Consider the following 18,923-nt stretch of genomic DNA (forward strand, 5'->3'; position numbering starts at 1 on the left):
ATAAATGAAGGTGGTGTCAGGCCCTTGCCTCAACGGTCACCCAATACCGGGTAAAACGCTTTACCTTCACCGGCAAACTGATCTCCAGTAGTTCGAGAATCCGTTCGCTGTCATCCAGCGGGTAGGTCCCGGAAATCAGCAGATTGGCAATCTGCGCGTCGCAATCGAGGTGCCCACGGCGATAGCGGCCCAGTTCGCCGAGGAAATCCCCAAGGCGCATGTGCGCGGCCACCAGCATGCCGTCGATCCAAGCGCCGCTGTTGGCGTCCAGGGGGTGCGGAGGGCTGGTGCCATGGGCGCCAAAACTCAGTTGTTGGGCGGTTTTCAGCAGCAACGGAGAACCGCCGTCGGGCGTCAATTCGACACGTCCTTCAAACACGGCGACCTGAGTGCGATCAGCGAATTGCCTGACGTTCATTCGCCCGCCTTGGGTTTTCAAAACGCCCTGCGCCGTTCGTACCTCAAATGCCTGAGCTGCGTTCAACCATATTTCGCCTTCAAGCAAACGGATCAGCCGCTGCGGACCGTCGAGGCGCACGTCGACCGAACTGGCGGTGTTGAGTTGTAGCTGACTGCCATCGCCCAGCGACACTTTGCGCCGTTGGCCGACCGGGCTGCGATAGTCCGCCAGCAACGGCGTCAGCAGCGCTTGCTCATGGCGCAGGCCCCACGTGACCGCTGACCCCGCCCCCAGAATCAGCAACAGCTTCAGCGCCTGGCGACGACTGCTGGACGTTGGCGCGTTGAGGGCAGCATGGGCCAATGGCGAAGACACGCCGCGCAAGCGTTGGTTGACCCGTTGAATATGGTCCCAGGCCCGACGATGTTCGCTGTGAGCCTCCAGCCATTGTTGCCATGCCTGTTGCTGGCGCGGATTGAACGGCCCTTGCTGCATTTCCATCAGCCAGTACACCGCCTGTTCGGCAACCCCCGAGGGAAAATCAGGCGAAGGGTTCATCGCGCAAAATAGCAGCGCATCGCTGCTTTATTGAGGTGGCGCTTGACCGTGGCGATGGAAATTCCCAGCTCGGCCGCGATCTTTGGATACGTTAGGCCATCGATCTGCGCCAGCAAAAACGCGCGCTTGACCCCGCGTGGCAAGCCGTTCAGCAACTGGTCCAGTTCCGTCAGGGTTTGAAGGATGATTGCCCGTTCTTCTTCCGAAGGCGCGACAGCTTCCGGCATCTGTGCCAGTGCATCCAGATAGGCACGCTCCAGATCCTGGCGACGGTAATGATTGAAAAGCACCCGTTTGGCAAGGGTTGTGAGGAAGGCACGTGGCTCGATGATCGGCGCGGTTTCACGGGCGGTCAGTACCCGCATAAAAGTGTCTTGCGCCAGGTCCGCCGCACTGTCCGGGCAGCCGAGCCTGCGCCGCAGCCAACCGGTGAGCCAGTTGTGATGGGCGTGATAAAGGTTTTCGACGGTATTGGCTGACTGCAACGGGGCCCCGCGACCGCATTTAAATGCGGTAGAGAACAAGAATTGTTCGCATTGTAGGGGCGAGAACCCACATCCGGCAATCGCTCGTAGCGCCGTTCTGATCGGAGTCTTTTGCGTATGAGAATTTTTATCATTAGTATTGCTGCGCTGCGGGTCCCTGTTCGTTCGCCGGGCCTCACCCGGTTTCAAGGTCTAAACATGAAAGGCAACATCATCCTGCTTCCCGTTTGCAATCGGCTGGCGACGGCGTCCGGGCCGACGCGATGATCAGCAGCCCCCCTGAATCCCATGACGATGAACATCGCGGCGCCCGTGCGCATTTTCTTCAGGTTTTCCTTTCCCAGCGCCCGCAGATGGAAGCGCTGGTGAGCCGTCGTGTCGGCTGTCGGGCAACGGCGGCTGATCTGGTGCAGGACTTGTTCTTGCGTTTCTGGCGTCGGCCGTTGGTTCAGGTCGAGGAACTCAGCACGTACTTGTTGCGTTGCGCCGGCAACATCGCTATCGATCACCTGCGCAGCGAGGGCGTGCGGGTGCGCGTCAACGAAGGCTGGATGCCAGACGCACCGGACAGTCTGGGCAGTGAACCGCAAGCGGCTTTGGAGGCAGGCAACGATTTGCGCTATGTCGAAGCGGCGCTGCGGGCGTTGCCTGAGCGTACTCGACAGATCTTTTTGCTTAACCGCTTCCACGGGCGCAAGTATGCCGAGATCGCCAAGGCCATGGGCCTGTCTCAAAGCGCCGTGGAAAAACATATGATGCGCGCCCTCGATGCCTGCAAGGCCAGCCTGCGGGAACCCGAACTGCGCATGCCAAGGAAAGCACCGTGAATCAGCTTGACCGCGTCACCCCGACGCCCGCTCAGGAACAGGCTGCTTTTGCCTGGCTGAGTTTGTTGCACGATCAGCCCAGCAGCGGCGATCAACTGACGTTCAGTCAGTGGCTTCAGGCCGATCCCGCCCACGCCCAGGCATATACCCATGCGCAGGTGGTGTGGGAGTTGAGCGAAGGACCGGCGCGCACATTAGCCGCTGAGGATGTCTTTGCCCTGCAACGTTATCTCAACCGCATGGAGCGCTCGCGGCGCACCCGTGTGTTGCGTGGTGCCGGTGCGCTGGCCATGGCGGCGTGCCTGTTGTTGATGATCGGCCTTGGCGCTGGCTGGCAGCCGTCGCGTTGGGTCAACGATCTGGGGGCGGACTATGTCTCGGCGCCGGGAGAAATTCGCACGGTCACGCTGGCTGATGAATCGCACGTCACCCTCGACGCTGACAGCGCCATCGCCGTCGATTTCAGTCACGGCGAGCGGCGTGTCCAACTGCGTCGCGGCGCCGGATTTTTCAGCGTGACCCACACCGGCGAACCTTTTGTAATCGAGGCCGAGAAAGGGCAGGTGACCGTGCTGGGCACCCAGTTCGAAGTGCGCCTGCAACCTCAAGGGGCTCAAGTGACGGTGTTGTCCGGGCGTGTCGGGGTAACGGCGGACAGCAATGCTGTGCAGCAGATCCTGACGGCTGGCCAGCAGGTGTTTTATGGCAATGGCACGGCGCAAAAACTCCATTCGGTCGACAGCGAAGCGCAACTGGCCTGGCGTCAGGGCTGGCTCAACTATTACAAGGCGACGTTGGCTGATGTGGTTGAGGATTTGCGGCGCTATTACCCAGGGCGGATTGTGCTGCTCAATGACGAATTGGCGAGGCAACGAGTCAGCGGAAGCTTTCCGAGCAAGGACCCGAAAGCCGTGTTGAGTTCGTTGCAAGGGGTGTTGGGGTTTGAACAGCATCGGGTGCTGGGGCAACTGATTATTTTACGTTGAGGTGAAAGGCGCCCTTGCGAGCAGGCTCAGCCACGCCTTTGAAAGGCGCTCTGACGCGGTGCGAGCGTGCAGGCGAAGGCGTCAGATTCACCCCCCTCATCATCCCCGGTAAAAATATTTTCAAAATAATAGTGAGGTAAACCGGAGCGCCATTCGTGTAGTGACTGAAACTGCGAGTCATTCGCATCCGCAGCGGTTCTACACAGGTCATGAGCAATGAAGTCCAGGGCAAAATCGGGTTCGGTCAAACAGTGGGTCGGTGCCTCGGCGCTGAGTTTTTCGGCGTTGGCGTTGCTACCGTTGAGCGTCGTGCTGGCGGCTGAAACCAGCAGCTCGCAACCGCTGACGCAGTTCAACTTTGCAATGGCTGCCAAACCGCTGCCCCAGGCCTTGAGCGATTTCAGTCGCGTCACCGGCATCAGTGTGATTTACACCGATGAAGCGCCCTACGGCCTCAACGCTCCCGCCGTCAACGGACAAATGAGCGCCGAACAGGCGATCCAGCGTTTGCTGGGTGGCTCAGGCTTTACCTTCCGCCGCACCGATGCACACACCCTGGCGCTGGAACCGCTGCCTACCGAAGGCACGCTGAACCTGGGCGCGACGACCATCACCTCGGTGACGGATCAAACGATGAGCTATCAGCCGCCGCCGACCAGTTCGGTGATGCGCTCCTCGGCCTTGCTTCAAGAGATCCCGCAAACCATCAACGTGATTCCGGCCCAGGCCATTCGCGATCAGGCACCGCGCAATCTGGATGACGCGCTGGCCAATGTCAGCGGTATCACTCAGGGCAACACCTTGGCCAGCACTCAGGACTCGGTGATGACTCGCGGTTTTGGTGACAACCGCAACGGCTCGATCATGCGTGACGGCATGCCGATCGTGCAGGGCCGTGGTATGAACGCAACCGTAGATCGGGTCGAAGTGCTCAAAGGGCCGGCCTCGCTGCTGTACGGCATTCAGGACCCTGGCGGCGTGGTCAACATGGTCAGCAAGAAGCCCGAACTTGAGCAGTACAACGCCCTGACCCTGCGCGGCTCGACCTACGGCGACGGCAAAAACGGCAGCGGTGGGACCCTCGACAGCACTGGCGCGCTGGGCGATTCCGGACTGGCGTACCGCATGGTGCTGGACCATGAAGACGAAGACTACTGGCGTAATTTCGGCACCCACCGCGAAACGCTGGTGGCACCGTCCCTGGCCTGGTTCGGTGAAAGCACCAAGCTCTTGTTCTCCTATGAACACCGTGAATTCCTGACCCCGTTTGACCGAGGCACGGTGATCGACCCGCGTACCAACCATCCATTGGACATCTCGCGCAACGAACGCCTTGACGAACCGTTCAACAATATGGAAGGGCGCTCGGACCTGTATCACTTCGAGGCCGACCACGAACTTAACGACAACTGGAAAGCCCATTTTGGTTATAGCTGGAACCGCGAAACCTACGACGCCAGTCAAGTGCGGATCACGGCCATCGACACCAAAAAAGGCACGCTGACCCGCAGCATGGATGGCACGCAGAACGCTATCAGCACTGATCGCTTCACCACCGCCAGCCTCGAAGGCAAAGTGGACGTTCTGGGCATGCAGCATGACCTGGTGTTTGGCGTCGATGACGAGTACCGCAAAATCTACCGCGCCGACCTGATCCGTCAGAAAAGCCTGAGCACCTTCAGCTACCTCAACCCGGTGTATGGTCGCGAAGTCGCCGGCACCACGGTCAGTGCCGCAGACAGTGCCCAGACCGATTTGCTGCGCAGTGACTCGGTGTTTTTGCAGGACTCGATCCATCTCACCGACCAGTGGATTCTGGTGGCCGGCGGACGCTTTCAGGAGTACGACCAGTACGCTGGTAAAGGCGTGCCATTCCAGGCCAACACCGACAGCAATGGCCAGAAATGGGTGCCGCGCGCCGGCCTGGTGTACCGCTACACCGATGCGCTGTCGTTCTACGGCAGCTACACCGAATCGTTCAAACCCAACTCGACCATCGCGCCGCTGAGTGGCAGCAGCGTTGTGCTCGACGGGAGCATTGCGCCGGAAGAAGCCAAGTCCTGGGAAATCGGGGCCAAGCTCGACATGCCCGGTCGCATCACTGGCAACGTTGCTCTGTTCGACATCAAGAAACGCAACGTGCTGGTCTCCAACTCTGAAGGCCCGACGACGATCTACAGCGCTGCCGGTGAAGTCCGTTCCCGTGGGCTGGAAGTGGATTTGACCGGTCAGCTAAGTGATCGCTGGAGCATGATCGGCAGCTACGCCTACACCGATGCCGAGGTCACTGAAGATCCGGTTTACCAAGGTAAGCAACTGCAAAACGTGGCCAAGAATAGCGGCTCGCTGTCAGCGGTCTACGACTTCGGCAGCCTCCTCGGTGGCGATCAACTGCGCGTTGGCGCCGGTGCGCGGTATGTCGGTGAGCGGGCGGGTAACGCGGTGAATGACTTCGACTTGCCGAGCTACACCGTGGCCGATGCATTTGCCACCTACGACACCAAGGTCGAAGGGCAGAAGGTCAAGTTCCAGCTCAACGTGAAGAACCTGTTTGACCGCACCTACTACACCTCGGCCGCGAGCCGGTTCTTTGTGTCCATGGGCGATTCGCGGCAGATTTCGCTGTCTAGCACGCTGGAGTTCTGATGAAAATTTTTAGCCTGCTACTGCTGACCCTCAGCGCTACCGTCAACGCCGCCGTGCCGGATGCTCCGGACGCGCGGCTGTATCACCGCGAGCATCAGGTCACGCTGCCCGGCACGGGTGACAGTTGGGGCTTCGTGGCGCTGGACCCAACGCGACCGTATCTGATGCTGGCCCGTCGCGAAAATGGCCTGAGCGTGTTCGATGTCGAGCAGCAACGGCTGGTCAAAACGGTGGATGATTCCCAGGGCGCCAACGGTGTGGTCTTCGTAACGACACTGAACCGCGCTTTCGTGCTCAACACCGATGGCAGCCTCGGCGTGCTTGAGTTATCCACACTCAAACTGCTCAAACGCATCCCGGTGGCCCAGAGCAATTTGAACAGCGCTGTGTATGAACCGAGTACCGGGCAAGTGATCATCGTCAGTGGTCGGCGTGCCAATCGTTCGACGTTATTTGTGTTCGACCCTGTCGCGGAGCGCATCAGCGCCGCGCATGAACTGGACGTGAAGAAAATCGATCCGCTGTTGCTCAAGGGCGATGGCAGTTTCTTTCTGCCGATGCGCGATGAAGGCAAGGTTGCGCGGTTCTCGTCGAGCACTTTCCAGATTCTCGACACTTGGCAGTTCGACGGTTGTCCGAAGCCCAGCGCCCTGGCCCAGGACGCCGAGCGCGGCCGTTTGTTCGTGGCCTGTCGCGGCGACAAGCCTCGGCTGGTAGTGGCCGATCGGGAAACCGGCGAGGTCAAGGCCAGCCTGCCGATCAACCGTGACGTCAACGCGCTGGCCTATGACGCGGATAACCAACGCTTGCTGATGCCGAGCGGTGTCGATGCCAACGTGCTGGTGGTCCAACAACAGGATGCCGATCATTACCAGGCAGTCGCGAGCATCAGTACGCTGCCGATGGCCTACAACATGGCCTTCGATCCTGTGAGCAAAAAGGTTTTCCTGCCAGCGATGGACTTTACCCAACCCATCACGGCCAAGGGAGAGCCCAAGCATGATCCGCTGTTTCATGCTGAGACTTTCAGCGTCACCACGTTGGCACCCTGAATCAACAGTCAAACATCGCAGCCGGCAGTCGGCTGCGATGTTTTGATGTTGCGCTAGCGTAAAAACGCCTGCCGATAGTCCCCAGGCGTCCCACCCACGGTTTGGCGAAACCGATTGGCGAAATGACTCGCACTGGCGAACCCGCAGGCCAGGGCAATTTCCCCCAGCGGTTGCGATGTCGACGAGCGCAGCAGTTCTCGCGCCCGACTCAGTCGCCGTGCCAGCACGTACTGGTGCGGTGGCAAGCCGAAGCTCGCTTTGAACATCCGCGCAAAGTGGTACTCCGACAACGCGCACAACCCCGCCAACTGCCCCAGGCTGATGGCCTCTGCCAATTGATTGTCGATGAACGCCATCAACTGCCGCCGCTGATGGCTGGCCAAACCGCCCTTGAGGCGCAGGCCCTGACGCTGACCGACCTGGCTAAGCAGAGTGTGGCTGAGCATTTCATGGACCAGACTGCTGGTGAGCAGGCGCTCGCCGGGCTCGTCCCAGTTCAGCGTGATCAGTTGCCGAAAACGTTGGGCCTGCTGCGGGTCGTCGAGGAACGTACCTTCACGCAATTGCAATTCTCGAGGTTCGCGGTCTAGCAAGGTCACGCAGCCAAGGGCAAATTGTTCGGGGCTGAAATACACGTGTGCCAGGCGAATGTCGCCGTTGATCACCCAGCCCGACTGATGCTCCGCCGGCAGAATGCACAGCTTGTCCGGGCCGCCCTTGTTACCGGGTTGGTCGCGGCGAAAGGTGCCGGTGCCGCCGGCGATGTAGCACGACAGGGTGTGGTGAGTAGGGGCTTCGTATTCCTGGGCATCGTGATGGTTACTCCACAAGGCTGCGGCCATGCCGTCACCGAGCTCGGCGCTGTGCTCAAGGCGAGCATTGGGCGAGCGGTTGAGGGCTTGAAAGACTTGCAGGGATTGCAGTGCGGGCATAATCGCTTCTCTCCGACGTCTCGCATCCTACTCCCTAGGCATTGCTGTGCCAGCCCGTAGGCCGACAAAAGCGCAAGTTTATGCAAGTGCGACGGCCCGTGGCGCAGGACACTGGTCGCCTATTCAGGAGCCGTCGCCATGAACCTTTCGTTGTATCTGCTAACCGTGCTGATTTGGGGCACCACCTGGATTGCCTTGAAATGGCAATTGGGCGTCGTGGCCATTCCCGTGTCCATCGTCTACCGCTTCGGCCTCGCCGCGCTGGTGCTGTTCGTGATGTTGCTGCTTAGCCGTCGCCTGCAAGTGATGAACCGTCGCGGGCACCTGATCTGTCTGGCGCAAGGGTTGTGCCTATTCTGCGTCAACTTCATGTGCTTTCTCACGGCCAGCCAGTGGGTTACCAGCGGCCTGGTGGCGGTAGTATTTTCCACTGCCACGCTGTGGAATGCCCTGAATGCTCGGCTGTTCTTCGGCCAGAAAATCGCCCGCAATGTTTTGATGGGCGGGGCACTGGGTTTGCTTGGGCTGGGGCTGTTGTTCTGGCCGGAACTGGACGGCCACACCGCCAGCCCTGAAACCTTGATGGGTTTGGGCCTGGCCTTGTGCGGCACCTTGTGTTTCTCGGCGGGCAACATGCTGTCGAGCCTGCAACAGAAGGCTGGGCTCAAACCCCTGACCACCAACGCCTGGGGCATGGCCTACGGCGCGGCGATGCTCTCGGTGTGGTGCCTGGTCAAAGGCATCCCGTTCGACATCGAATGGAATGCGCGTTACATCGGATCGCTGCTGTACCTGGTCATTCCCGGTTCCGTGATTGGCTTCACCGCCTATCTGACGCTGGTTGGGCGCATGGGCCCGGAGCGTGCGGCGTATTGCACCGTATTGTTCCCGGTGGTGGCGCTGAACGTATCGGCGTTTGCCGAAGGCTACCAATGGACCACGCCGGCGCTGGTGGGGTTGATGCTGGTAATGCTGGGCAACGTGTTGGTGTTCCGTAAGCCCAAGGTGCCGTTGGTGCAGGGAAACGGCAAACTGGCCTGAAGTGTGTTGAGGATCGAATGCACTAGTGCTCAATTTTTAGGGTCAGGTAAATCAATAAGGGAACAATGAAGTCGATAATATGCCGCGCCCAGTCTTTGGCGTTCCAGACTTGTGATTCGTCCATGTTGAACCATTCAACGCCGATCACTTGCATGCACACGTAATAGACAAAAATCGCAATTAACAAACCGATAATGGATAATTTTTTAGCTTCGTGAAACACATCAATGGATGCGTTTCGGTGTTTGAAGAGCTGGTAAGTTCCTATCAAGCAGCAAGTGGTATAGATAACTTCCAGCGTAATGATGATCCAGTAGACTCGGTGATGCAGCATCGGCGAAACAATCGCCCGGTAACTGATGTTGAGGTTCTCTCGGGTGGTGTCCATGCTCAGTATATGGCTGACATACTCGTAGTTTGAACTGTAGTCGATGATGTTGCTGTACATCACCAACAGTCCAAAGAAGCTCAAGAATGCCATGAGGGTGATTTTGCTGTATCTGATGAGTTGGTCAGTTGTCAGGTTGTTCAATGAATGGGCTCTCCGTAGCCAGGACTCGAAACAGTCGAGTGAATGACCAGGAGTCTATAGTGCTGATTGTTTTTTTGCGGAGGACTAAATTTCAAGTTGTGTATCAAATTTCAGTTATTCATCGTAAGTGCTAAAAAGTTAATAAAAAAACGGGCAGGTGGTTTTATACACCTGCCCGTTTTTTCAGCCTTTCCAGACCTGCGGGTTCACCAGATCCTGCGGTCGCTCACCTAGCAAGGCGCTGCGCAAGTTGGCCAGGGCGCGGTTGGCCATGGCTTCGCGGGTTTCGTGGGTGGCCGAACCGATATGCGGCAACGTGACGGCGTTTTTCAACTGAAACAATGGCGACTCGGCCAGTGGTTCTTTTTCGTAGACATCCAGGCCCGCGCCACGAATCCGGTTGTTTTGCAGCGCGTCGATCAGCGCCGGTTCATCCACCACGGGGCCCCGAGAGATGTTCACCAGAATTGCGCCGGGTTTCATCAGCGCCAGTTCGCGGTGGCTGATCAAATGTCGGGTCTTTTCGCTGAGCGGCACCACCAGGCACACGAAATCAGCTTCGGCGAGCAGTTGGTCGAGGCTGCGTAACCGCGCACCGAGTTCCCGTTCGAGGTCAGTCTTGCGGCTGTTGCCGCTGTAGATAATCGGCATGTTGAAACCCAAGCGACCTCGACGGGCAATGGCCGCGCCGATGTTGCCCATGCCGACGATGCCCAAGGTCTTGCCATGCACGTCACAGCCAAAGAGCGGTGCGCCAACGCTGGCCTGCCATTGGCCGGCTTTGGTCCAGGCGTCCAGTTCCGCGACGCGGCGAGCGCTGCTCATCAGCAGGGCGAAGGCCAGGTCGGCCGTGCTTTCGGTGAGCACGTCGGGGGTGTTGGTGAGCATGATCCCGCGTTCGTTAAAGTACGCCACGTCGTAATTGTCGTAGCCCACCGACACGCTGGAGACCACTTCCAGTTGGCTGGCGTGTTCAAGCTGAGCGCGACCGAGTTTACGACCGACGCCGATCAGACCGTGGGCGCGGGGCAGGGCTTCATTGAACTGAGCGTTGATGTCGCCGTTTTTCGGGTTCGGCGCAATCACATCGAAATCCTGCTGGAGGCGTTCGATCATCTCGGGAGTGACGCGGCTGAAGGCGAGGACAGTTTTTTTCATGATAGGCGGGCTCGGCGGGCGGTGATGAATACCAAGCACGCTAACATTCTTCCGCAACCCGGTGAACTCCGCCGAGCGGCTGATCAGTGCCAGGGCTTAGTTGGGGGGGAGTAGAGGGTAGAGAGCATCCCGCTCATCGCCACTGTGAAATCAGTTCGCCACTCGAACCCCACCGAAACTCCCACTCAATTCATACGCTGCCAATTCCGCCTGATGCGCCGCCAGGATATCGGGCAACGAGCCCCTCAGGTATTCAACCCAGGTTTTGATCTTCGCATCGAGGTATTGGCGCGACGGGTAGATGGCGTACAGGTTCAGTTCCTGGGAGCGGTAGTTCGGCATCACCCGTACCAGCGTGCCGTTGCGCAGCCCTTCGATGGCGGCGTACACCGGCAGTACGCCAACGCCCATGCCGCTGGTGATCGCGGTTTTCATCGCGTCGGCGGAGTTGACCAAAAACGGTGAGCTATTAATGGTGACCATCTCCTGACCTTCAGGGCCGTCGAAAGTCCATTTTTCCAGCGGGATCACTGGGCTCACCAGGCGCAGGCAGGCGTGGTTGAGCAGGTCGCTGGGCTTTTGCGCACAGCCGTGGGTTTTCACATAGGCCGGGGAAGCGCAAACGATGCTGTAGGTAATGCCCAGGCGCTGTGAGACGAAACCCGAGTCTGGCAGCTCGCTGGCGAGCACGATGGACACGTCATAGCCCTCGTCCAGCAGGTCCGGCACGCGATTGGCCATGGTCAGGTCGAAGGTCACATCGGGGTGGGTTTTGCGGTAGCGGGCGATGGCGTCGATCACAAAGTGCTGACCGATGCCGGTCATGGTATGCACTTTGAGCTGGCCAGCCGGGCGGGCGTGAGCGTCGCTGGCTTCGGCTTCGGCTTCTTCGACGTAGGCCAGAATTTGCTCGCAACGCAGCAAATAGCGTTTGCCGGCCTCGGTCAGGGCGATGCGGCGGGTGGTGCGGTTGAGCAGGCGGGTTTGCAGATGGGCTTCCAAGTTGGACACCGCGCGCGAGACGTTGGCGGTGGTGGTGTCCAGTTGCACCGCGGCGGCGGTGAAACTGCCAGCCTCGGCCACGTAACTGAAGGCGCGCATATTTTGCAAAGTGTCCATGGGGTGCTCTCGTGGAAGGTGGCAAATTGTGACACGAAGTGGTGGGTTGCAGACCCCCGACCAAGGGATTATCGCGTTAACGGTAACAAAGATTCACAGGAATCCCAGCTTATCGCCGTTCGGGCGTCCCCCTAGAATTGCGCCACCGCAGGCCTATCAAACCTGAGGGATTAAGGTGTCCTCCCCCTATTTCAGGAATTTGCAGCAGTGCCGCGTCGCATCAACAGAGCGCTCAAGACGCTCAGTGTTTTGGCTTTAACCCTGGCTATCAGCGGCTGCATCGGTACCGCAGGCATTGCCCCGCACGGCAAGGCGCTGGAGGCCGATTCACTGGCCACCGACGAAGCTATTCGCAACGCTGCACAGGACGCTCACTGGCCCAACGCGCAATGGTGGCAGGCCTATGGCGACCCACAACTGAATCGCTGGATCGACCTCGCCGTACACGGTAGTCCGACCATGGCCATGGCCATCGCTCGGCTGCGTCTGGCTAAATCGATGGCGGGGGTCGCCGAGTCGGCTGAGTCGTTGCAGATCACTGGCGAGTCCACGCTCAAGCGTCATCACTGGGCTACCGATCAGTTCTACGGCCCCGGCGAATTGGCCAACACCACCACCTGGGACAACAACGCCTCGTTGGGCTTCAGTTATGCCCTCGATCTCTGGGGGCGTGAAAGCAATACCACCGAGCGCGCCGTGGACATGGCGCACATGACGGCGGCCGAAGCACGCCAGGCCCAGCTCGAATTGCAGAACAACATCGTGCGGGCTTACATCGAACTCTCGTTGCATTACGCGCAACGGGACATCGTTGAGGCGACACTCGCGCAACAGCAGCAAATCCTCGACTTGGCGCAAAAGCGTTTGAACGGCGGGATCGGCACGCATTTTGAGGTCAGTCAGGCCGAAACGCCGCTACCGGAAACCCATCGGCAGCTCGATGCCCTGGACGAAAAAATCGCCCTGAGCCGCAACCAACTTGCTGCGCTGGCAGGCAAAGGTCCGGGCGAAGGCGCACAGTTGCAGCGGCCGACGCTGGCGTTGGGCGCGGCGCTGAAACTGCCGTCTTCGTTGCCCGCGCAACTGCTCGGTCAACGTCCAGATGTGGTTGCCAGCCGCTGGCAAGTGGCGGCCCAGGCCCGAGGCATCGATGTTGCTCACGCCGGTTTTTACCCCAATGTCGATCTGGTGGGCAGCTTGGGCTTCATGGCCACCGGCGGTGAAGCGTTGACGTTTTTGACCGGCAAGAAGCTCAGTTACAGCGCAGGTCCGGCGATTTCACTGCCGATTTTCGATGGCGGCCGTCTGCGTTCGGAATTGGGCGAGGCCTCGGCCGGGTATGACATCGCGGTGGCCAGGTACAGCCAGACGCTGGTCAATGCGCTGAAGAACATCTCCGATCAGTTGATTCGCCGTGAGTCGATGGACAAGCAACAGGTGTTCGCCGCCGAGTCGGTGGCTACTGCGCAGAAGACCTATGACATTGCGCTGATTGCCTATCAGCGCGGGCTCACCGATTACCTCAACGTGCTGAATGCGCAGACGTTGCTGTTCAAACAGCAGCAGGTTCAACAGCAGGTTCAGGCCGCACGCCTGAGTGCTCACGCCGAACTGGTGACCGCACTCGGCGGCGGACTCGGTGCCGGCAGCGATGTGCCGACAGTCAGCCAGACCGTCGCGCCGAAAACCCCGGCGTTGCTTAAGAGCCTCTCCAATTGAGTACCGGCCTTGCGGGGTCGCGTCTTGATTGAATCACCGCACAACCTTCGATCACTGAGCAGGATTTCATGACTCCCTTGCCCGCTCCATTGCGCTGGCTGTATTCCCTTGAATGGCGTCGAGGTTTTTTCGACTGGGCGCGCAGCGACGGCGTGACCTGGGTCTACATTTTCAAGGTGCTGTTTGCCGCGTTCCTGACGTTGTGGCTGGCCATGCGTCTGGAATTGCCCCAACCGCGCACGGCAATGATCACGGTGTTCATCGTCATGCAGCCGCAAAGCGGTCATGTATTGGCCAAGAGCTTCTATCGCTTCCTCGGCACACTGGCCGGGTCGACGGTGATGGTCGCGCTGATCGCGCTGTTTGCGCAGAACACCGAGTTGTTCCTCGGCTCACTGGCGATCTGGGTCGGTATCTGCACGGCGGGTGCAGCGCGCTATCGCAACTTTCGCGCCTATGGTTTTGTGCTGGCGGGGTACACGGCGGCGATGGTCGGATTGCCGGCGTTGGCGCACCCGGAAGGCGCGTTCATGGCCGCCGTCTGGCGAGTCTTGGAAATCTCCCTGGGGATTATGTGCTCGACCGTGATCAGCGCCGCGATCCTGCCGCAAAGCGCCAGCGCCGCCATGCGCAACGCCTTGTACCAGCGCTTCGGGGTGTTTGCACTGTTCGTCACCGACGGCTTGCGCGGTCGTAGCCAGCGTGAGGCGTTTGAAGCGAGTAACGTGCGTTTCATCGCCGAGGCGGTGGGCCTTGAAGGCTTGCGCAGCGTTACGGTGTTTGAAGACCCGCACATGCGTCGGCGCAACGGTCGGCTTAGTCGCTTGAACAGCGAATTCATGAGCCTCACCACGCGCTTCAACGCCTTGCACCAGTTGCTTGAACGCCTGCGCAACAGCGAGGCCGACCACGTGGTGGCGGCGATCAAACCCGGTTTGCAGGACCTTGCCGAATTGCTCGACGGCTTCAGCGGTCGGGCCTTGACCAACGCCGATGCGGCACGGCTGGTGATCGCCTTGAGCGCTTACAAAGAGGGTTTGCCGGCGCGGGTTCGCCGCTTACGGGCGACCTTTCAGGAGGGCGATCCGAGCGACGCCGAGCAACTGGATTTTCACACCGCCTACGAATTGCTTTATCGCTTCGTCGACGATTTGCACAATTATGCGCAGACCCACGCGTCGCTGGCCGATCACCACCACGCGCGTGAGCAATGGGATGAACCATTCACCCCGCAAACCAACTGGCTGGCCTCGGCCGCTTCGGGGATTCGCGCATCGTTCATTCTGGTGGTGCTCGGCAGTTATTGGGTCGCCACCGCGTGGCCGAGCGGGGCGACGATGACGATGATTGCCGCCGCCACCGTGGGCTTGTCCGCGGCTACGCCGAACCCGAAACGCATGGCGTTTCAGATGGCTTGCGGGACATTGCTGGGGGCGCTGATCGGCTTCGTCGAGATGTTTTTCATCTTCCCCTGGATCGATGGGTTCCCGTTGCTCTGCGTGATGCTCGCGCCTGTGATCGTGCTCGGTTCATTCCTGACATCGCGGCCGCAATACGCCGGTGTCGGCCTGGGCTTGCTGATTTTCTTCAGCACCGGTTCGGTGCCTGACAACCTCACGGTCTACAACCCTTACACCTTTATCAACGACTACATCGCCATGGTGCTCGGCATGTTGGTGTGCGCCGCCGCCGGGGCGATTATTTTGCCGCCCAACAGCCGCTGGTTGTGGCGTCGCCTGGAGCAGGACCTACGCGGGCAAGTGGTGTATGCGATCAGCGGCAAGCTCAAAGGCTTGGGGTCGAGCTTCGAAAGTCGTACCCGCGATCTGCTGCACCAAGCGTATGGCTTTGCAGCGGGGCAGCCGCACGTGCAACGGGACTTGCTGCGCTGGATGTTTGTGGTGCTGGAAGTCGGCCACGCAATCATCGAGTTGCGTAAGGAACAAGCGATTCTGCCTGTTCACCCGGCCTATGCCCAATCCCAGCCATGGCGCCAGGCAATCCGCGTGATGGGACGCTCACTGGTGCGACTGTTCCTGCAACCGAGCCAGAGCAATCTGGAGCGCGGCTTGATTGCGGTCGACCATGCGATCAGCCGCGTGCAAGCCACCGATGAACCCTTCGCCCCGCACTTCGACACGTCAGCGTTGCGCCGGGTGAAGAGCTACCTGCACTTCATCCGCACCTCGTTGCTGGACCCGCAATCGCCACTCGCCGGCTACCTGAAAGCGATGGCTGCAAACGCACCTCAAGGAGTTAGACATGCCGCGTGAAATTGCCTTCCACGGCGTGTATATGCCGACCATGACGCTGATGTTTTTCATCGCGGCGGCGCTGGCCTGGGCGCTGGACCGGTTCTTGTCCGGGTTCGATCTGTACCGCTTTTTCTGGCACCCAGCGCTGTTGCGCCTGAGTCTGTTTATTTGTCTGTTCGGCGCCCTGGCGCTGACTGTTTACCGTTGACTCTCTACCCCTGAGAACGCTCTGATGAAAAAGCTCTTCAGCCTGCTCGCGACCCTGTTGGTGCTGGCCCTCGCGATGTGGATCGGCCGCACCTTGTGGGTGCATTACATGAACACGCCGTGGACCCGAGACGGCCGGGTACGCGCTGACATCATCAACGTCGCCGCTGACGTCACCGGCGAAGTGGTGGAGGTGCCGGTGCGGGACAACCAGTTGGTGAAGAAGGGCGATTTGCTGATGCAGATTGACCCTGAACACTACCGGATTGCGGTCAAACAGGCGCAATCAATGGTGGCGTCACGCAAGGCTACGTGGGAGATGCGCAAGGTCAACGCCCATCGCCGCGCGGACATGGACGCGCTGGTGATCTCCAAGGAAAACCGCGACGACGCCAGTAACATCGCCGACTCGGCCATGGCCGATTACCAGCATGCCCAGGCAGTGCTGGAAGCCGCTGAATTGAACCTGAAACGTACTGAGGTCCGTGCCGCGGTGGACGGTTACGTGACCAACCTCAACGTCCATCGCGGTGACTACGCCCGCATCGGCGAAGCGAAAATGGCCGTGGTCGATATGAACTCGTTCTGGGTCTACGGCTTCTTCGAAGAAACCAAACTGCCGCACGTTAGGGTGGGTGATAAGGCCGACATGCAACTGATGAGCGGAGAAGTGCTCAAGGGTCATGTGGAGAGTATTTCTCGCGGCATCTACGACCGCGACAACCCCGAGAGTCGTGAGCTGATTGCCGATGTGAACCCGACGTTTAACTGGGTGCGCTTGGCGCAACGGGTGCCGGTGCGGATTCACATTGATGACGTGCCGGATGGGGTGCTCTTGGCGGCGGGGATTACGTGTACCGTGGTGGTGAAACAGGCTGCTGTTGAGTAAGTGGTAGACCGAGTCGCTCGCGATGGCGGCGACTCGCTCTTTCAAGGGATTGGCGAACTTCACTCACTGCAAAACGTCTCCTGCAAATGCCGCCAAACCACCTTGCCCGACGCTTGTTTCTCAAACACCACCGTCGAGCGCCGATCCGAGTGCAAGCCCGAGGCATCCGTCTGCTGCTCGCGGTAACTCAGCGTCGCGCCGCGTTCATGCAGTGCAATACCACGCAGCTCGCTGAGTTCAATCCTGAACCCGTGCTTCTTCCCGCCGGCCATTCGAAACAGCGCACTCAACGCCTCCAGATCCAACACCCGTCCCAACGGCGAAACCATAGAGAACTGCGGCGAAAAGCGCGCCAGCAGACGTTTCAGCGCCGCTTCGTCTTCTTCCACGGCAAACCATTGTTCGATTGCAACATGGGCCTGGATCACTTCGTCAACGTAGTCGGTGTAGTCAGTCATACGGATTTTTCCTGAAGAGGAGGTGAGGTTAGCAGAGCGAGCACTTTCGTCGAATCGGGGTTTTTGCGGTGGCGGTGTCAGGGTGGTCGAGCGTTTCGAATCGGTCTGTACGTTGGCGGCATTGGAGTCGTTGCCGACGTTGGGACATGGGCGGGCGCCTGAAATGACCGTGAGAAACTGCGGGCGTTTATTGATTTTAGGAAGTGATGGGTTTGACGCGTTGTGGTGAATGTTCGGGCCTCATCGCGAGCAGGCTCGCGATGGCGTCAACTTGATTCTAGAGTTGCCCACGCAACCCGAACCGCTTCATCAACCCCGACTCCAGCAACCCTTTTGGCAACAACCCCGCCAGTAACGGCAACGCCCGGCTGCCATTGCCCAACCGCAGCAATCGTGGCGGTGTGCTCTGCTGCACGGCTTTGAGCAACCCCGCAGCAAATTCACTGGCCGGGGTCGGGTTGTCTTGCGACGCTTTTGCCCGTGCGCGAATGCCTTCACGTAGCGGCCACCATGGCGATTGTTCGCTGATCAACTGCTCGGCTTCATGCCCCGCATTCTTGGCGAAACGGGTGTCGATGGCGCCTGGCTGGACTTCCATCACACGGATGCCGAACGGTGCCAACTCCATGCGCAATGCATCGCTCAAGGCATGCACCGCCGCTTTTGACGCGCAATAAGCGCCGGCGAACGGCGTGACCAGAACCCCGGACACACTGCCGATGTTTACCACTAAGCCTTTGGCGCGACGCAACACCGGGAACAGCGCGCGGGTCACGCCAACCACCGCAAACACGTTGGTTTCAAACTGGCGCTGCATGGCTGGCACGCCGCCATCGAGCAGCGGCCCCATGGCGCCGTAGCCGGCATTGTTGATCAGCACGTCGAGGCCGCCATGTTGCTGGTTGATCCGCTCGCTTAATGCTTCGAGCGCCGGCCCATCGTTGACGTCGAGTTGCACGGCGATAAATCCGGCTGCTTCCAGCGCGACCACATCTTCAGTCTTGCGGGCACTGGCCCAGACCTTGTAACCGGCCGCTTTAAATACATCAGCCGTGGCGCGGCCAATGCCGCTGGAACATCCGGTAATCAGTGCAACGGGCATGGCGCGGTCCTTGTGCAAAAGGGCAAGTGGAGTCAATCGGAGAAACTACCCTGCAAACGCTCGGCGCGAAACTCCAGGGTTTGGGGGCGGTAGCCGCGCCGCAGAGGTGGCATTGGCAAGCAGTCTTCCCAAGTAGCACCGGCCTGCAACTCGCCGGGGCCACGGTAGCGCGGCGCGGCGTATTGATTGTCGGCCAGGTTCACGGTGTCGCCGGGTGCGTAAGCGGCGATGCGCCAGCGCAGCTCGGTCAGCGGCACGGTGTTGCCGTTGTTCATTTTCAGTTGCAGAGGGCGGTCGGCCGGGCACTGATCGGGCGCGTAGGCGATACGCAACTCAAGGCGCGCCAGTTGCTTGACCTCGCGGTTGTCCAGCCAGACCACCCACGTGGCGACCAGGCCCAATCCAACGGCCGCGGCCGCCGACACCGGTAAAGCCTTGGCCGGGTAACGTAACAGGAGGATCAGCCAGGTGATGACCAGCAGGACGCCGATGAACATGTTTGAACACTCTTGGGACTCATGAGCACCATCCTACCGAAGGGGCGCGGGAATGGACAT

Annotated in this window: 18 protein-coding genes; 9 read left to right on the top strand and 9 right to left on the bottom strand. The window is 59.7% G+C overall.

Annotated features, from left to right (window positions below; genetic code table 11):
* Window positions 1-16: 16 nt before the first annotated feature.
* Entirely contained in the window at window positions 17-958 is a 942-nt protein-coding gene (locus tag RHM68_RS04395; RefSeq protein WP_322220707.1) for a FecR family protein, read from the bottom strand.
* Complete coding sequence (locus RHM68_RS04400; RefSeq protein ID WP_322220708.1) at window positions 955-1,443, bottom strand: sigma-70 family RNA polymerase sigma factor; 489 nt, start codon at window positions 1,441-1,443, stop codon at window positions 955-957. Before RHM68_RS04400 ends, RHM68_RS04395 begins: the two co-directional genes overlap by 4 nt.
* A 263-nt stretch (window positions 1,444-1,706) precedes the next feature.
* Between RHM68_RS04400 and RHM68_RS04405 the strand changes: the two genes are divergently transcribed.
* The 4 genes from RHM68_RS04405 (at window position 1,707) to RHM68_RS04420 (ending at window position 6,954) form a co-directional block, all read left to right on the top strand.
* Entirely contained in the window at window positions 1,707-2,270 is a 564-nt protein-coding gene (locus tag RHM68_RS04405) for an RNA polymerase sigma factor (protein WP_322220709.1), read from the top strand.
* Entirely contained in the window at window positions 2,267-3,256 is a 990-nt protein-coding gene (locus RHM68_RS04410) for a FecR family protein (protein ID WP_322220710.1), read from the top strand. Before RHM68_RS04405 ends, RHM68_RS04410 begins: the two co-directional genes overlap by 4 nt.
* 216 nt (window positions 3,257-3,472) lie before the next feature.
* The gene (locus tag RHM68_RS04415) at window positions 3,473-5,902 is read left to right on the top strand and encodes a TonB-dependent receptor (RefSeq protein ID WP_322220711.1); all 2,430 of its coding nucleotides are present in this window, start codon (window positions 3,473-3,475) and stop codon (window positions 5,900-5,902) included.
* On the top strand, window positions 5,902-6,954 hold the full coding sequence (locus tag RHM68_RS04420; RefSeq protein WP_322220712.1) for a hypothetical protein: 1,053 nt from the start codon (window positions 5,902-5,904) through the stop codon (window positions 6,952-6,954). Before RHM68_RS04415 ends, RHM68_RS04420 begins: the two co-directional genes overlap by 1 nt.
* Before the next feature lie 53 nt (window positions 6,955-7,007).
* On the opposite strand, the gene RHM68_RS04425 is transcribed toward RHM68_RS04420, so the two are convergent.
* Entirely contained in the window at window positions 7,008-7,886 is an 879-nt protein-coding gene (locus tag RHM68_RS04425; RefSeq protein WP_322220713.1) for an AraC family transcriptional regulator, read from the bottom strand.
* Window positions 7,887-8,024: 138 nt separating this feature from the next.
* On the opposite strand from RHM68_RS04425, the gene RHM68_RS04430 reads away from it, so the two are divergent.
* Window positions 8,025-8,927 carry a DMT family transporter gene (locus RHM68_RS04430; RefSeq protein ID WP_322220714.1) on the top strand — a complete coding sequence of 301 codons (903 nt, stop codon included), beginning with the start codon at window positions 8,025-8,027 and terminating at the stop codon, window positions 8,925-8,927.
* A 22-nt stretch (window positions 8,928-8,949) separates the two neighbouring features.
* Here RHM68_RS04430 and RHM68_RS04435 read toward each other — a convergent pair whose 3' ends face one another.
* The 3 genes from RHM68_RS04435 to RHM68_RS04445 form a co-directional block, all read right to left on the bottom strand.
* The gene (locus RHM68_RS04435) at window positions 8,950-9,459 is read right to left on the bottom strand and encodes a DUF2165 domain-containing protein (RefSeq protein ID WP_322220715.1); all 510 of its coding nucleotides are present in this window, start codon (window positions 9,457-9,459) and stop codon (window positions 8,950-8,952) included.
* A 183-nt stretch (window positions 9,460-9,642) separates the two neighbouring features.
* The gene (locus tag RHM68_RS04440; RefSeq protein ID WP_322220716.1) at window positions 9,643-10,617 is read right to left on the bottom strand and encodes a D-glycerate dehydrogenase; all 975 of its coding nucleotides are present in this window, start codon (window positions 10,615-10,617) and stop codon (window positions 9,643-9,645) included.
* A 150-nt stretch (window positions 10,618-10,767) separates the two neighbouring features.
* A complete protein-coding gene (locus RHM68_RS04445) occupies window positions 10,768-11,736 on the bottom strand; it encodes a LysR family transcriptional regulator (protein ID WP_322220717.1) in 969 nt (322 codons plus the stop codon).
* A 207-nt stretch (window positions 11,737-11,943) separates the two neighbouring features.
* Between RHM68_RS04445 and RHM68_RS04450 the strand changes: the two genes are divergently transcribed.
* From RHM68_RS04450 to RHM68_RS04465, 4 genes are all read left to right on the top strand, one after another.
* Window positions 11,944-13,455: an efflux transporter outer membrane subunit gene (locus RHM68_RS04450; RefSeq protein ID WP_322220718.1), complete on the top strand. Its 1,512-nt coding sequence runs from the start codon at window positions 11,944-11,946 to the stop codon at window positions 13,453-13,455.
* Window positions 13,456-13,523: 68 nt separating this feature from the next.
* Window positions 13,524-15,728, top strand: a complete 2,205-nt coding sequence (locus RHM68_RS04455; protein ID WP_322220719.1) for an FUSC family protein — start codon at window positions 13,524-13,526, stop codon at window positions 15,726-15,728.
* Window positions 15,718-15,918 (top strand): DUF1656 domain-containing protein, encoded by a 201-nt coding sequence (locus tag RHM68_RS04460; RefSeq protein WP_322220720.1) that lies wholly within the window; start codon window positions 15,718-15,720, stop codon window positions 15,916-15,918. The genes RHM68_RS04455 and RHM68_RS04460 overlap by 11 nt, the downstream gene beginning before the upstream one ends.
* Before the next feature lie 24 nt (window positions 15,919-15,942).
* Window positions 15,943-16,806, top strand: coding sequence for an HlyD family secretion protein (locus RHM68_RS04465; protein ID WP_322220721.1), 864 nt, complete (start codon window positions 15,943-15,945; stop codon window positions 16,804-16,806).
* Between the two features lie 59 nt (window positions 16,807-16,865).
* Here RHM68_RS04465 and RHM68_RS04470 read toward each other — a convergent pair whose 3' ends face one another.
* The 3 genes from RHM68_RS04470 to RHM68_RS04480 all read right to left on the bottom strand — a co-directional run bounded on the left by RHM68_RS04470 (window position 16,866) and on the right by RHM68_RS04480 (window position 18,863).
* Window positions 16,866-17,264 carry a DUF4440 domain-containing protein gene (locus tag RHM68_RS04470; protein WP_322220722.1) on the bottom strand — a complete coding sequence of 133 codons (399 nt, stop codon included), beginning with the start codon at window positions 17,262-17,264 and terminating at the stop codon, window positions 16,866-16,868.
* 277 nt (window positions 17,265-17,541) lie between these two features.
* On the bottom strand, window positions 17,542-18,366 hold the full coding sequence (locus RHM68_RS04475; protein ID WP_322220723.1) for an SDR family oxidoreductase: 825 nt from the start codon (window positions 18,364-18,366) through the stop codon (window positions 17,542-17,544).
* Window positions 18,367-18,398: 32 nt separating this feature from the next.
* Window positions 18,399-18,863, bottom strand: coding sequence for a multidrug transporter (locus RHM68_RS04480; protein ID WP_322220724.1), 465 nt, complete (start codon window positions 18,861-18,863; stop codon window positions 18,399-18,401).
* Between the last annotated feature and the right edge of the window lie 60 nt (window positions 18,864-18,923).

This window comes from Pseudomonas sp. DC1.2, from assembly GCF_034351645.1.
Classification (GTDB): Bacteria; Pseudomonadota; Gammaproteobacteria; order Pseudomonadales; family Pseudomonadaceae; genus Aquipseudomonas.